We start from the raw sequence: 14,104 nt of genomic DNA on the forward strand, positions 1-14,104 counted from the left end.
TCGTTGTGACGTTGCAATCGATCGAATTCGGCGCTCGCACCAGTACACCGCGTGTGACGGAGATGCAGGTGATCCCCGTTGCCGGGGGGGACAGCATGCTGCTGAACCTGTGTGGCGCGCATGCCCCGTTCTTCACCCGTAACCTCGTCACCCTGAAGGACAACGCTGGGCGCACAGGCGTGGGCGAGGTGCCGGGCGGAGAGGGCATCCGCCAGGCGCTGGAGCGCGTGATTCCGCTGGTTGTCGGGCAATCCATCGGCCGCACCAACGGCGTGTTGAACAGCATCCGTCGTGCGCTGGCTGGCGGTGGCAACGCCGCACATCAGGCAACGGTGCATCAGGTGACGTCCGCCTCGGAAGCCGCTGTGCTGCGCCAGCCGCACGAGATCAACCTGCGCATGGACAACGTCATCACAGCGGTGGAAGCCGCGCTGCTGGATCTGCTTGGGCAATTTCTGGAAGTGCCGGTCGCGGAACTGCTGGGCGCCGGACAGCAGCGCGACTCAGCCCCGATGCTTGCCTATCTGTTCTACGTGGGCGACCGCCGCAAGACGGATCTGCCGTATTTAGACGGAAATAGCGGTGCGGATGATTGGCTGCGCTTGCGCCACGAAGCCGCAATGACACCCGAGGCCATCGCCCGCCTGGCTGAAGCCGCCACCGAACGCTACGGCTTTGCCGACTTCAAGCTCAAAGGCGGCGTGATGCGCGGCGCGGAAGAGATGGAGGCGATTGCCGCCATCAAGGCGCGCTTCCCGCATGCACGTGTCACGCTTGACCCGAACGGTGCCTGGTCGCTGAATGAGGCCGTTGCGCTGTGCAAAGGGCAGGGTCACCTGCTGGCCTATGCCGAAGACCCCTGCGGCCCCGAAGCCGGTTACTCAGGGCGAGAGATCATGGCTGAGTTCAAGCGTGCCACCGGCATCCCGACCGCCACCAACATGATCGCTACCGACTGGCGCCAGATGGGCCACGCGATCCCGCTGCACGCCGTGGATATTCCTCTGGCGGATCCGCACTTCTGGACCATGCAGGGGTCTGTGCGCGTTGCGCAACTGTGCGATGAATGGGGTCTCACATGGGGCTCGCATTCCAATAACCACTTCGATGTCTCGCTGGCGATGTTCACGCATGTGGCCGCCGCCGCGCCGGGCAACATCACCGCCATCGATACCCACTGGATCTGGCAGGAAGCCGAAGAGCGCCTGACGCGCGAGCCGCTGCGCATTCAGGGCGGTCATGTAGCCGTGCCGGATCGCCCGGGCCTGGGCATCGAGATCGACATGGACCGCGTCATGGCCGCGCACGCGCTGTACAAGACCCTCGGCCCCGGCGCACGCGACGATGCCATGGCCATGCAGTACCTCGTGCCGGGCTGGGCGTACGACCCCAAGCGGCCAAGCCTGGTGCGCTGAACAGCTTGATTTGCATTACCCCATTCCGGAGTCTGTGATGTCCGAATCCACGCTGGCCGCAGAGGCCGGCACTGAAACTGAGAAGGCGTTGACGATCCGCGTACATGACGGCGACAACGTCGCCATTGTCGTCAATGCGCGTGGTCTGCCTGCGGGCACAGCGCTGGCCGATGGCACTGTGCTGGTCGAGGGGGTACCGCAAGGGCACAAGGTGGCACTGGCCGACCTTGCAGAAGGCGATGCCGTCATCCGCTACGGCGAGGTCATCGGTTATGCCGTCAAGCCGCTGGCACGCGGCAGCTGGATCAACGAGCATGCAGTGAAGTTGCCGTCCGCGCCGGCACTCGACGAGCTGCCGCTCGCCACGCGCCCCGATCCCAAACTGGCGAAGCTTGAGGGCTACACCTTCGAGGGCTATCGCAACGCAGACGGCACGGTCGGCACGAAGAACGTGCTCGGCATCATGACCAGCGTGCAGTGCGTGGCCGGCGTGACGGACTACGTGGTCAGCCGCATCAAGCGAGAACTGTTGCCACGCTACCCGAACGTCGATGACGTGGTCGCACTCAACCATGTATACGGCTGTGGCGTTGCCATCAACGCACCGGCGGCCATCGTGCCGATCCGCACGCTGCAGAACCTGGCGCTCAACCCGAACTTTGGCGGCGAGATCATGGTGATCGGTCTGGGCTGCGAGAAGCTCGTGCCCGAGCGCCTTGTGCCGGAAAAGCTTGCCCCGGGCGGTCGCATTCCCATCGAAGTCGCCGGTACGGCGGATTCCCCGGTGCTGCGTTTGCAGGACGAAGCATTCGACGGTTTCATCGGCATGACCGATGCCATCATGGAGATGGCCGAGCGCCGACTTGAGCACCTCAACAAGCGCCAGCGCGAAACCTGTCCCGCGTCCGATCTGGTGGTTGGCGTGCAATGTGGTGGCAGCGATGCGTTCTCGGGCGTGACCGCCAACCCTGCGGTTGGCTTTGCAGCCGACCTGATCGTGCGTGCTGGCGGCACCGTGATGTTCTCGGAAGTGACCGAGGTGCGCGACGCCATCCACCTGCTCACGCCGCGCGCCATCGACGAAGGCGTCGGCCGCGCATTGCTGCGCGAAATGGCGTGGTACGACGATTACCTGAGCGGCGGCCAGACCGATCGCAGCGCCAACCCGTCGCCGGGCAACAAGAAGGGCGGCCTATCCAACGTGGTGGAAAAGGCGCTGGGCTCGATCGTCAAGTCGGGCAGTACGCCCATCGTCGATGTACTTGGCCCCGGCGAGAAAGTGCGCCGCAAGGGCCTGATCTTCGCCGCCACGCCGGCCAGCGATTTTGTGTGCGGCACGCTGCAGCTTGCTTCCGGCATGAACCTGCAGGTGTTCACCACCGGGCGCGGCACGCCGTACGGCCTGGCCATGGCGCCCGTCATCAAGGTGTCGACACGCAAGGCGCTCTCTGAGCGCTGGCATGACCTGATCGACCTCGACGCCGGCCGCATCGCCACGGGCGAGGCCAGCATTGCCGACATCGGCTGGGAGCTGTTCCACCTGATTCTCGATGTGGCCAGCGGCCGCAAGCAGGTCTGCGCAGACAAGCTCGGCTTGCATAATGCGCTCGCGCTGTTCAACCCCGCTCCCGTAACCTGATCTATGACTGTGACCAATACCGACACGCCTGTACACGCCGATCCGCTGGCAGGCATCACCACCCGCTGCCACCGCCTGCTGCTGACGGGGGCGGGTGGCAACCTGGGCAAGGTGCTGCGCGACCGCCTGCCGCAGTACGCCGACGTGCTGCGCATTTCTGACATCTCGGACCTTGGCGCCGTGCGCAAGGGCGAGGAGATCGTGCCGTGCAACCTGGCCGATCCACATGCGGTTGACGCACTCGTGGCAGGTACGGATGCCATCGTGCACCTGGGTGGCGTCTCGGTGGAGCGACCTTTTGAAGAAATCCTGCCGGCCAATATCCAGGGCGTCTACAACCTGTACGAGGCCGCGCGCCGCCACGGTGTGCGCCGCATCGTGTTCGCCAGTTCCAACCACACCATCGGTTTCTACAAGCAGGGCGAAGTCATCGACAACACCGTGCCGACCAAACCTGATGGCTACTACGGCTTGAGCAAGGTCTTCGGTGAACAGCTCGCCAGTTTCTATTTCGACCGGTACGGCATTGAGACCGTGGCCATCCGCATTGGCTCGTCGTTCCCCGAAGCCAAAGACCGCCGCATGCTGGTCACGTGGTTGGGCTACGACGATCTGGAACAGCTGATCCGCCGCGCAGTGTTCGTACCGAACGTCGGCTTTACGGTGGTCTACGGCATGTCGGCCAACCGAGACCGCTGGTGGGATAACCGCCACGCCGCCCACCTAGGCTATGTGGCCACCGAGACCAGCGAGATCTTCCGCTCGCAGGTCGAGGCGCAGCCGCCGCTGCCTGCAGACGATCCGGCCGCGCTGTATCAAGGCGGTGCCTTCGTCAAAGCCGGCCCGTTCGGAGACTGACCCGATGCACGCGAATGTGGAACGCATCGGCACGATGCACTGCGGCGTCGGCGAGAGTCCGGTGTGGCATGTCGGCGAACAGGCGTTGTACTGGACGGACATTCCTGGGCGCACGCTGTGGCGCTGGAACGCGTCCACAGGCCATTGCGACGCATGGACGTTGCCCGAAATGGCTGGCTGCATCGCCATGACATCCGACGGCTGGGCGTTGGCAATGGAGACCGGCATCTTTCGCGCGCAGCAGGCGAAAGCAGACATTGCGCTTGCGCCGCTGGAGCGCCTCGCCACGGTAAAGCATGCGCGCCCCGACATGCGGTTCAACGACGGCCGATGCGACCGTCAGGGCCGCCTCTGGGCGGGCACGATGGTGCTCGACACCGCGCTGGGTGTGCCTGCCGGCAAGCTCTATCGCTTCGATGCAGCCGCACGCCGCGTTGACGCCATCATCGACGACCTGATCGTCCCGAACGGCCTGGCCTTCAGCCCCGATGACCGTACGATGTACCTGTCGGATTCACATGCCAGCCGCCAGACCGTCTGGGCATTTGACTACGACATCGACACCGGCACGCCGCACAACCGCCGCGTCTTCATCGACATGCACGCCCATCCAGGTCGCCCCGATGGCGCCGCCGTGGATGCCGATGGCTGCTACTGGATCTGCGGCAACGATGCGGGACTCGTCCACCGATTTACGCCCGACGGCCGACTCGATCGCAGCATCGCCATTCCTGCCACCAAGCCCGCCATGTGTGCCTTCGGCGGGCCGGGGCTGGACACCCTGTTCGTCACGTCGATCCGCATCGACGACGACCCGCTCTCGGGCGCCACGTTTGCCGTGCGCCCGGGCGTGACCGGACTACCGGAACCTGCCATGCATTGCTAACCGCAGTACGAGCCCCACACCAAAACAACACGTGGGCGCCCTAGGAGACAGACACACCATGAAACCCATCAAAGGCTTGCGCTGGTGGATGATCGGGCTCGTTCTGAGCGGCCTGGTCATGAACTACCTGGCACGCAACGCGCTTGCGGTAGCCGCGCCCGAAGTCAACAAGGTGCTGAACATCACCACGCAGCAGTATGGCTACATCGTGGCCGCATTCCAGGCGGCTTACATGGTGATGCAGCCCATTGCGGGCTACGCGCTTGACGTACTGGGCACCAAACTAGGTTTTGCGTTGTTTGCGGCGGCTTGGTCGGTGGTGTGCCTGCTGCACAGCACGGCGGGCGGCTGGCTGTCACTGGCGGCCTTTCGCGCGATGCTCGGGGCGACGGAGGCCGCAGGCTTTCCGTCAGCACTGCGGGCCACGTCGGAATGGTTTCCGGCCAAGGAGCGCTCGATTGCGACCGGCTGGTTCAACATCGGGTCCTCCGTGGGGGCCGTGGTTGCGCCGCCGCTGGTGGTCTGGTGCATTCTGCAGGGCAACTGGCGCTTCGCCTTTGCCGTGATCGGTGGGCTGGGGCTCGTGTGGAGTGTGCTCTGGTTCGCGTTGTATCGCGTGCCGACCAAGCATCCACGGCTATCGGCGGAGGAGCACGACTACATCCGAGCGGGCCAGGAAGCGCCGGATGACAGCGCGAATGCACCCAAGCCCTCGTGGGGCAGCATCGTCAGCAGCCAACGCTTCTGGGGGATTGCCATCCCCATCGCGCTGTTCTGCATCGGTGGCTTTGCGCACCAGACGCTCTCGGGCGCCTTGTACACGCTCACCTCCGACATGTTCGGCCGGCACGAGGTTGGCACAGCCGTTGGCCTGGCGGGCATGTCGGGTTGGCTGGGCGGCATGCTGTTCTCGCTGGCGGTGGGCACGCTGGCTGTCACCATCGGCTACAACCCGTTGTTCGTGGCGCTGGCGGTATTCGACATCATTGCAGCCATCGTGGTGTGGACGATGTTGAACGATGGGCAGGCGCAACCGATGCCCATGCAGCGCGAAGGCCAACGTTCTGCAGCAGGAGCCCTGGGCAGTTAGCGCGCGTACAGCCGTGACCGGCGGTACGCGCAGACGTCAACACTGCCGCACGAAGCGCCCAGCCATGTATTTTTTGGCTGGGCGTTTTCATTTTGTCTGCGCCCGCCCGCTACAATCGCGGGCTTGGATTCGTAGATGGCATTTCGAAATGGGGCTTGGCTGGTTTGGCATTTCCACCGTGTGGCTGCTGCCGATGGTGTGGCGGTATGCGACGCGGGCACTGGCGGGGGAGCGCGGCTTCCTCAAGGGCCGGGGCACCGTGCGGCTCTGGCTGGTCACGCTCGTTGCGCTGTGCACCAGCGCAACGCTCGAAGCGCTCACCTCGGGCGCCGATCCGCAGGACAAGGCCGGTGGAGCGGCAGGGCGCGCGCTGGCGGCGCTGTTCTCCCACATGCTGGGCTGGACTGGCGCCTTCCTGCTGATGCTCGGCGTGCTGGTCTGGGTGGCACCCATGGTGTTTGGACGATCGTGGCGGCAGCTGTTCAACCGTAGCCGTGCCGTGCAGGAAGACGCACTCGACGAGCCCGCCCCGGATCACGATGAACCGCGTGACGAGAGCCTGAAGCCGACTGCACTTGGCCTGGGCGGCGCCGCGCAAGCCCATTGGACCGGCTCCGCAGGCCCTGCACAGCCGACGGTGCGCCATCGTGGCATCGAAGCCGTTTCTGCCCGCCGCCAACCGACGTGGCAACCGCCACCGCGCACGCGCCCGTCGCCGCCGCAGCCTGGAGAGATCTGGCCCCTGCTCGATGCACAGAAGGCTGCGGCGGCCAATCCTGCTGCCGACACAAAAACGGCCCCAACACCCGCACCTGCAGCGACGCCTTCTCCAGCGTCGGCACCCGCATCCGCACCGGCACGTCCCAAGCCTCGCGCCACGATCGTCAGCAGCCCGTTCCATCAGCCGCAACTCGGGCTGCGTCCGCCGGTGCAACCGGCGCCTGTCTCCACACAGGTGGAAACACTTCCCGAGCCTCCCAAGGCCACCGATGAACCTGTTGTCGAAACGGTCATGACAGAACATCCGGAAGCGGAGACCGTTGAGACACAGGAAGCGGCACCCGAGGTGCAGACGGTGGATCTGGAAGCGGTGCGCCAGGAGGCAGAAGCATTGTTGGCGGAGTTGCGCGGCCTGCTCACACCCGCAGCCGCGGTGCCAGAGCCGGCGCAAATCGCAGTCGAAACTGAGGCCGAAGCCGAAACGGAAGCGGAAGTCACCCAACCGGAGCCCGTTGCCGAAGCGTTGCCAATGCCTGAGGCCCCTGTGTCCGAGCCATTGTTGGAAGAGGTGGAGGAAGAGGTGGAGCCGTCGCCCGTTACAGCACAGGCCACTAAGCCGCGCATCGTACTGCCGGCTGTGGTGGGCAACGTGGTCTCGCACGCGGCGCCGCAGGCTGCTGTGGTGGCTACGCCCGCTCCTGTGCCCGCACCGACACCGGCCCCCGCAGTGCCGCGCCATGTGGATTACCGTCTGCCGAGCGCCGCACTGCTGACGGCCGCTTCAGTCAACATTGAATCCGTTCCGGCCGAGCACCTTGAAGAGACCAGCAATCTGATCACCCAGCGTCTGGCTGAGTTCAAGGTGCCCGTGACGGTGGTGGGCGCCTCGGCTGGCCCAGTCATCACCCGCTTCGAGGTCGATCCCGCCATCGGTGTGCGCGGCGCCCAGGTCGTGGGGTTGATGAAGGATCTGGCGCGTGCCCTGGGCGTGACCTCCATCCGTGTGGTCGAGACCATCCCCGGCAAGACCTGCATGGGCCTGGAGCTGCCAAACGCCAAGCGCGAAATGATCCGCCTGTCGGAAGTCGTGAACGCGGCGGATTTCCAGTCGCACGCCTCGCACCTCGTGCTGGCCATGGGCAAGGACATCACCGGCAATCCGGTGGTGACGGACCTCGCACGCGCGCCGCACCTGCTGGTGGCCGGCACGACGGGCTCGGGCAAGTCGGTGGCTGTCAACGCGATGATCCTGTCGATGCTATACAAGGCCACGCCCGACGACGTGCGCATGATCATGATCGACCCGAAGATGCTGGAGCTCTCCGTCTACGAGGGCATTCCGCATCTGCTCGCGCCGGTCGTGACCGACATGAAGCAGGCCGCGCACGCGCTCAACTGGTGCGTGGGCGAAATGGAGAAGCGCTACCGCCTGATGTCCGCCCTGGGCGTGCGCAATCTGGCCGGCTACAACCAGAAGATCCGCGCAGCAGAGCAGGCCGGCCGCAAGGTGCCAAACCCCTTCTCACTGACGCCCGAAGCGCCGGAACCGCTTTCCACGCTGCCGATGATCGTGGTGGTGATCGACGAGCTGGCCGACCTGATGATGGTGGCCGGCAAGAAGATCGAAGAGCTGATTGCCCGCCTGGCGCAAAAGGCACGCGCGGCCGGCATCCATTTGATTCTGGCGACGCAGCGACCGTCGGTGGACGTCATCACCGGCCTGATCAAGGCCAACATCCCGACGCGCGTGGCGTTTCAGGTGTCGTCCAAGATCGACTCGCGCACGATTCTCGACCAGATGGGCGCAGAATCCCTGCTTGGTCAGGGCGACATGCTGTTCCTGCCTCCGGGCACCGGGTACCCGCAGCGCGTGCATGGTGCGTTTGTTGCCGACGAAGAGGTGCACCGCGTGGTCGAGCACTGGAAGCAGTTCGGCGAGCCCGAGTACGACGAAGCCATCCTGGCCGGCGACCCCGGCGAGGCCGCCGCCGGTGGCGACCTGTTCGGCGGCGAGAGCGGAGATGCAGAAGCCGATCCGCTCTACGACGAAGCTGCGGCCTTTGTGCTGAACACGCGCCGTGCGTCGATTTCTTCCGTGCAGCGGCAGCTGCGCATCGGCTACAACCGCGCCGCGCGGCTCATCGAGCAGATGGAAGCCGCGGGGCTGGTTTCGCCAATGGGCCGCAACGGCCAACGGGAGGTACTGGCACCGGGCGGCAGCGATTGAGCAACGACCGCGTTTCAGGCGCGCATGGGGGCGAGCGATGGAAATGGTCCAGGGCAATCTCTTCGACGATGTCCCGACCGGTGTTGCGGAAGAGGTCTTCACCGCATTGCTGGAGCGTCCCGGGCTGAAGATCGAGCGCATCGTCTCCAATGGGCAGGCCAGCCCGCCCGGCTTCTGGTACGACAGTGCCCAGGAAGAATGGGTACTGCTCATGGAGGGCGGCGCGGCGGTGCAGATCGAGGGTGAAACGGCGCCGCGTCTGTTGCAGCCGGGTACCTGGCTACATCTCCCTGCGCATTGCCGGCACCGGGTGGCCTGGACCGATACCGGCCGGCCGACCGTCTGGCTGGCCGTGCATTACAGCGCTGGTTGAGCGGGGGGCTACCCCCCCCACACCACACCAGCCCGCCTTTTTCAAGCGTGCAGGTTGGCGCCCAGCTTGTCGGGATTGCGCACCAGATGGATGCTGGCCAAGCGGCCATCCGCCTGCCAGTGCAGTGTGGCGACAAGCTCCAGCCGGCCGCTGGTGTCGTGCAGCAAGTAGCCGGGCTGGCCGTTGATCCGCGCGCGTCGCAAGTGGCCCCCTGGCTCGCGGCGGCGCCAACTCTCGACCAGTCCGCACAGTACGCGGGCGACTGCGCCATTGCCGCGCACCGGACGTGGGATGGCGGCCACACGCCCTCCGCCATCGCTCATCAAGGTGGCCTCGTCGCACAGCAGCGCCGCCAGCGCGTCCGGGTCGCCCGCCTGCAGCGACGTTTCAAAGGCCTGCAGCAGCGCATCGACCTGTGCCTGGTCAAGCTCGCAACGTACATATTCGCGCCGCACATGCCCCCGTGCCCGCGCAGCCAGCTGCCGGCAGGCCGCGGTATCGCGCCCGAGGCGCGCGGCCACCTCATCGAAAGGCAACTCAAACACATCGTGTAGCAGGAAGGCGGCGCGCTCGAGCGGTGTCAGGCGTTCAAGCGCAAGCAGGAACGCCGTGGAGACATCCTCGGCATAGGACAGGTGGGCCAGCGGATCGGCACCGCAATGTTCAATCGCCGCCCCCAAGCCGGTCTGTTCGAGCACGGGCTCGGGCAGCCATACACCGACATAGTGCTCGCGCTGGCGCTGCGCGCTTCGTAGCTGATCGATACAGGCATGGGTAGCCATGCGGGTCAGGTAGGCTGCGGGTTCATGCAGGCCGGCCAAGGGTGTGTCTTGCCATTGCAACCAGAGCGCTTGCACCAGGTCCTGCGCCTCGCTACGCGCGCCAAGCATGCGCCACGCCAACGCCAGCAGGCGTGGGCGCTGGTCTTCGAAGATGCGCAGATGTTCGGCCACGGCACGCTCGGTATCGACTTGGGAGCCGCTCATCGGGTGGTCTCCAATCGGTGGCGCGCCGTTTCGCGCCAGGTCGAGAGCAACGCTATCACACGGTCAGGCTGATCGACGTGCAGGTAGTGGCCGCTGCCAGCCAGCACCTCGGGCGAGACACCGGCCTCGCGCGCAATACTCTGCTGATTGCCTTGCCAGGCGGCGTGCATGGTTTCGTCCTCGAGGCCAGCCGGGAAGTCGCGCATCACCGCGCTGCTGAGCACCACGGTCGGTACCGCGGGCAAGGGCGGCAGCGCACGCGCCTGCTCCAACACGGCATCGAAGCCGGCATTCTCATCTCGCAGGGTCCGGTAGTGGCGCGCCGAAAATGACCAGTCAACCGCACTGGCACGCTGCGCGTCCGGCAGGCGCTGGGCAATGAGCGAGGCCGGCTGGTTGGTCAATCGCAGCACCCCCAGCGGCGCCAGCGTATCGCTCAGTGCAAGCAGGCGGCCGAGGTCTGCCCGGAATCGGGCATAACGATCGGGAGGGAACTGCGCAGCATAGTCGCGCCCAACCGCGTCGATAAACGCCAGGCCGGCTACATCTGCCGGGTAGGCGCGCGCGTGCATGCCGACCAACAGGCCGCCCATCGAGTGACCTGCCAGCAGCCAGGGAGGCGCTTCGCCCGCAGCAAGCAGGGCACGCCGCAAATCGTCAACCGCCAGCATGCCGAGGCGCGGTGCAGGTGCCGCATCCGACCAGCCATAGCCGGCACGGTCATAACTGCAGACACGCCCGCCGGCTGCCAGGCCGTCCTGAACCCAGGCCCAATCCTGTGACCAGCCTGCCATGCCGGCTTCGAGCACCAGCGTTGGTGCCCCCTGGCCGGTGCAGTACAGATGCAGATGCCGGTCACCGATCTGCACGCGTTGGCCTGGGGCCGTGTGCGCGGCGGCGGCCTCCTGCTGGTACTGCCAGGCGCAGCCGCCTGCGGCAAGCGCGATCAGGCTGCCGAGCGTGGCAGCGGCGATGCGCAGGCTGGTTGACCACCGGCGCGCGGGCGTGGAGGAGGCGTCAAGGGAGAGGGTCATCGGGACAGGCGGATCAGGTTGGTTGATGTAATGCGACCAACCACATGCCTGAGGCCAGCCGCATCTTCGCTTGCCGCGCCACGGCGACACGACACCCTGATGACGGATTGGCCGTGGCGAATGTGACATCAACCGACCTGATGTGCACGGCGATACCCCGCTAGACCGGCCTCAGTCTGTCGCAGTCATGGCTGATACCCATCGTTCAGCGTTTTCAGGAATGCCACCACGTCGCGGATCTCTTGGTCGTTCAGCGCAGGTTGGTCTCCGGCACGGCGGTTGAACGGCGGGTTCACATCGTCGATGTTGCCGCGCAGGGCGGGCGGCAGATCGTCATAGGCGATGGTCTTGCCGCCGGCATCGCGGCTGTACCACTTCGCGGGCTTCAGGTCGCGCTCCACATAGAAGCGCACCGCATCTTCCAGGCTGTGCATCCGACCGTTGTGGAACCACGCGCCGCGCTTGGCGGTATTGCGCAGGCTTGGTGTCTTGAACATGCCGCAGTACGCCGTCTGGTGTGCCTGATCCTGCCGCTTCGGGCCGCACAGGCCAAGGTCGTAGTAGAGCGGATCAGCATTGACGCCAATCTCCGGGTTGCGCGGCACGGCGAGCACGGCGGACTGATAGTCGGTCAGCAGGGGATGCGAGCCGTCGGCGCCCTTGGCGATCAGGTGGCACGACGCGCAGTTGCCCTTGTCGGGGCTGGCGAAGAGTTGGAGACCGCGCTGCTCGGCGGGGCTCAGTGCTGCCTTGCCGTCCAGGTACGCATCGAACTTGCTGTCGTAGCGGTGGAAGCTTGAGTCGTCCAGCTCAAAGCGTTCCAGCGCGCGCATGGCGTGGTCAAACGCTTGATCCGGGTTGTCGAACGCGCTTGTGCCGAACGCCGCGCGGAAAGCCTCGGCATAGGGCGCGCGTTTGAGTTTTTCCACCACGGCTGCGCGGCTCTCGTTGGCCATTTCGTCCGGATCGAGCATCGGCCCAGCAGCCTGATCGCGCAGCGAGTTGAAACGGCCATCCCACATTAGGCCGCCGGTGGGCGGGCTATCGGTTTCGGTCAATCGCTCGGTCAGGCTGGCCGCCTGCACCTTGTGCCAGATCGGCGTCTGATTGAGCGTGTAGGTCAGATTGGGCGTGGCACGCTTGCCCTGGCGGTCCAGATTCGGCCCGCCAAGCTGCACCGCCAATGCATTGGGCGGCCCGTATCCGTGGGCGGGGTCGTGGCAGCTTGCGCAAGATTGCCGGCCCGAGGCCGACAGCGATGGATCGAAGAACATCGCTTTGCCCAGTTGCGCCAGCGTGGCGGCATCCGGCATGCGGACGGTCTGCGCGATATTGGCGGAGGGGGCGTCTTTCTGTTGGCAACCAGCCAGCAAGGCCAGGAGCAGGGCGCCAGCCACCATGCCGAGGCGCCTTAAAGGTGCAGTGAAAGCAGTCATGGAAACGACAAACCGCCAGGGCGCGAACCCGGGCGGCCACATCTGCCTAGCGGCAAAGCCGCAGCAGATCAAAGGTTAGTTAAGGTTGGTGAACACATCGCTGCCCATCGACTGCAGGCCTTCCTGGCTTGCATAGCCAAGGTAGCCGCCCACCTGAAAGATGTCTTCCAGCGTCTTGAGCAATGCGTAGTGGTTGTATTGCGTGGTCGATACCGTGCCCGGCTTGATGAACGGCGAGAGCAGCACCGCGCCCGTGCGGTCACCACCGTGGCTCTGCGTCACCAGGTTGATGTTGTACGGGTAGTGCGACACCGATGCCGGGAAGCTCTGCGTGATCGGGAACGTCACGTTCGGGCCCGGTTGCTGGTTGCAGCAGGTCTGGCCGGTGAAGGTCATGGTGAGCGTTGGCGGCGTGGTGGTCGTATCCATCGCCTGCGAGGCATAGGCGCTCTCATCAAAGTTGATGATGAGCAGGCCGTCTTGCTGATACGCCGGCGACGCCATGATCAGCGGCACCCACTTCTGCAGGAACGCATCGGCCGACACCAGCCCGCCCGGCGCACCCGTCACGCACGGCGAATCGTGGCCGTCGTTGCACAGGTTGGGCGTGATGAAAGTGAAGTTGGCGGTGGTGTTGATCGACTGCAGATCCGCCGCCAGGCCGTTCAGGTTGACCACGTTGGTTGCGCAGTCCGGCGAGTCGATGATCGAGTGGAAGTACGCAAACGGGTTGTGGCGCGTGGCGTACTGGTCAGCCGGCGTGCCGCCAGCTGTCGCGGCCTGTGCAGACTGGGTCTTGTCCTGCGTGTTCAGCGTCGGGTGACCGCAGGTGGCAGACTCACGCGTGGGGTCGTTGCCCATGTCTTCCATGTAGCCCTTCCAGGTCAGGCCCACGGCCTTGAGCTGGTCCGGCAGCGTCTTGATGGAAGCAGGGTACACGCAGCCCGTGCCGATAGCCTGGCCGTGGTCAGCCATGCCGGAGAGGGCAAAGTCTTTGTAGACCTGGCAGTCCATCTGCGTATCGGGCGTGACGGCCTGGCCGCTCAACATGGCGACGTAGTTTCCCAGGCTCACGTGCGTGGTGCCGTAGTACTGCTGCAGGTGCGCGCCCTGGCTCACCAGCGTTTGCGAGAGGTAAGGCGCCTTGGAGTTGGCGGCAAACGTGGTCGCGTAGTTCTGGTTTTCCAGCGTGATCACAAACACGTGCTTGATCGACTGGATGGTCTTGGGGGCAGGCGCCGCCGGGGTAGGCGCGGGAGCGGCGGCAGTGGTGCTGGTGTTGCCACCATCGCCGGTACCGCAGGCCGCGACGAGGAGTGCGGTGGCAACGGCCGCGCATGAGGCCGCCAGCCAGCCCGCTCGGGGAAGCTTGAACATCGACATTGTCCTTATCTTGTGGGTATGGCGCGCCGGCGCTTTGGCTCGGTCCACCGGTGCGCG

General features: G+C 65.4%; 11 protein-coding genes. 7 read left to right on the forward strand and 4 right to left on the reverse strand.

The window, feature by feature from the left end; genetic code table 11:
* Positions 1-5: 5 nt before the first annotated feature.
* The 7 genes from R2N11_RS19455 (at position 6) to R2N11_RS19485 (ending at position 9,208) form a co-directional block, all read left to right on the forward strand.
* Positions 6-1,415: an enolase C-terminal domain-like protein gene (locus R2N11_RS19455; protein WP_316682056.1), complete on the forward strand. Its 1,410-nt coding sequence runs from the start codon at positions 6-8 to the stop codon at positions 1,413-1,415.
* A 37-nt stretch (positions 1,416-1,452) separates the two neighbouring features.
* Positions 1,453-3,054: a galactarate dehydratase gene (gene garD, locus R2N11_RS19460; protein WP_199032692.1), complete on the forward strand. Its 1,602-nt coding sequence runs from the start codon at positions 1,453-1,455 to the stop codon at positions 3,052-3,054.
* A gap of 3 nt (positions 3,055-3,057) precedes the next feature.
* Positions 3,058-3,912, forward strand: coding sequence for an NAD-dependent epimerase/dehydratase family protein (locus tag R2N11_RS19465; RefSeq protein WP_316682058.1), 855 nt, complete (start codon positions 3,058-3,060; stop codon positions 3,910-3,912).
* A gap of 4 nt (positions 3,913-3,916) precedes the next feature.
* On the forward strand, positions 3,917-4,798 hold the full coding sequence (locus R2N11_RS19470; protein WP_316682060.1) for an SMP-30/gluconolactonase/LRE family protein: 882 nt from the start codon (positions 3,917-3,919) through the stop codon (positions 4,796-4,798).
* 58 nt (positions 4,799-4,856) lie between these two features.
* A complete protein-coding gene (locus R2N11_RS19475; protein WP_316682061.1) occupies positions 4,857-5,888 on the forward strand; it encodes an MFS transporter in 1,032 nt (343 codons plus the stop codon).
* 148 nt (positions 5,889-6,036) lie between these two features.
* Entirely contained in the window at positions 6,037-8,835 is a 2,799-nt protein-coding gene (locus tag R2N11_RS19480; RefSeq protein WP_316682062.1) for a DNA translocase FtsK, read from the forward strand.
* Between the two features lie 37 nt (positions 8,836-8,872).
* Positions 8,873-9,208, forward strand: coding sequence for a cupin domain-containing protein (locus R2N11_RS19485; protein ID WP_316682064.1), 336 nt, complete (start codon positions 8,873-8,875; stop codon positions 9,206-9,208).
* Between the two features lie 41 nt (positions 9,209-9,249).
* Here the strand turns inward: R2N11_RS19485 and sigJ are convergent, their stop codons facing one another.
* The 4 genes from sigJ to R2N11_RS19505 form a co-directional block, all read right to left on the reverse strand.
* Entirely contained in the window at positions 9,250-10,194 is a 945-nt protein-coding gene (gene sigJ / locus R2N11_RS19490) for an RNA polymerase sigma factor SigJ (protein ID WP_316682065.1), read from the reverse strand.
* Positions 10,191-11,228, reverse strand: coding sequence for an alpha/beta fold hydrolase (locus R2N11_RS19495; protein WP_316682066.1), 1,038 nt, complete (start codon positions 11,226-11,228; stop codon positions 10,191-10,193). Before R2N11_RS19495 ends, sigJ begins: the two co-directional genes overlap by 4 nt.
* Before the next feature lie 185 nt (positions 11,229-11,413).
* Positions 11,414-12,664 carry a cytochrome-c peroxidase gene (locus tag R2N11_RS19500; RefSeq protein WP_316682067.1) on the reverse strand — a complete coding sequence of 417 codons (1,251 nt, stop codon included), beginning with the start codon at positions 12,662-12,664 and terminating at the stop codon, positions 11,414-11,416.
* 75 nt (positions 12,665-12,739) lie between these two features.
* Positions 12,740-14,047: an alkaline phosphatase family protein gene (locus R2N11_RS19505; RefSeq protein WP_430715458.1), complete on the reverse strand. Its 1,308-nt coding sequence runs from the start codon at positions 14,045-14,047 to the stop codon at positions 12,740-12,742.
* Between the last annotated feature and the right edge of the window lie 57 nt (positions 14,048-14,104).

The organism is Ralstonia flaminis (genome assembly GCF_958415495.1).
Taxonomy (GTDB): Bacteria; Pseudomonadota; Gammaproteobacteria; order Burkholderiales; family Burkholderiaceae; genus Ralstonia; species Ralstonia flaminis.

Excerpts from the sequence above, each read along its gene's own strand:
- garD (WP_199032692.1), top strand. The coding sequence starts at position 1,453 with ATGTCCGAATCCACGCTGGCCGCAGAGGCCGGCACTGAAACTGAGAAG.
- R2N11_RS19465 (WP_316682058.1), top strand. The coding sequence starts at position 3,058 with ATGACTGTGACCAATACCGACACGCCTGTACACGCCGATCCGCTGGCA.
- R2N11_RS19470 (WP_316682060.1), top strand. The coding sequence starts at position 3,917 with ATGCACGCGAATGTGGAACGCATCGGCACGATGCACTGCGGCGTCGGC.
- R2N11_RS19475 (WP_316682061.1), top strand. The coding sequence starts at position 4,857 with ATGAAACCCATCAAAGGCTTGCGCTGGTGGATGATCGGGCTCGTTCTG.
- R2N11_RS19480 (WP_316682062.1), top strand. The coding sequence starts at position 6,037 with ATGGGGCTTGGCTGGTTTGGCATTTCCACCGTGTGGCTGCTGCCGATG.
- R2N11_RS19485 (WP_316682064.1), top strand. The coding sequence starts at position 8,873 with ATGGAAATGGTCCAGGGCAATCTCTTCGACGATGTCCCGACCGGTGTT.
- sigJ (WP_316682065.1), bottom strand. The coding sequence starts at position 10,194 with ATGAGCGGCTCCCAAGTCGATACCGAGCGTGCCGTGGCCGAACATCTG.
- R2N11_RS19495 (WP_316682066.1), bottom strand. The coding sequence starts at position 11,228 with ATGACCCTCTCCCTTGACGCCTCCTCCACGCCCGCGCGCCGGTGGTCA.
- R2N11_RS19500 (WP_316682067.1), bottom strand. The coding sequence starts at position 12,664 with ATGACTGCTTTCACTGCACCTTTAAGGCGCCTCGGCATGGTGGCTGGC.
- R2N11_RS19505 (WP_430715458.1), bottom strand. The coding sequence starts at position 14,047 with ATGTCGATGTTCAAGCTTCCCCGAGCGGGCTGGCTGGCGGCCTCATGC.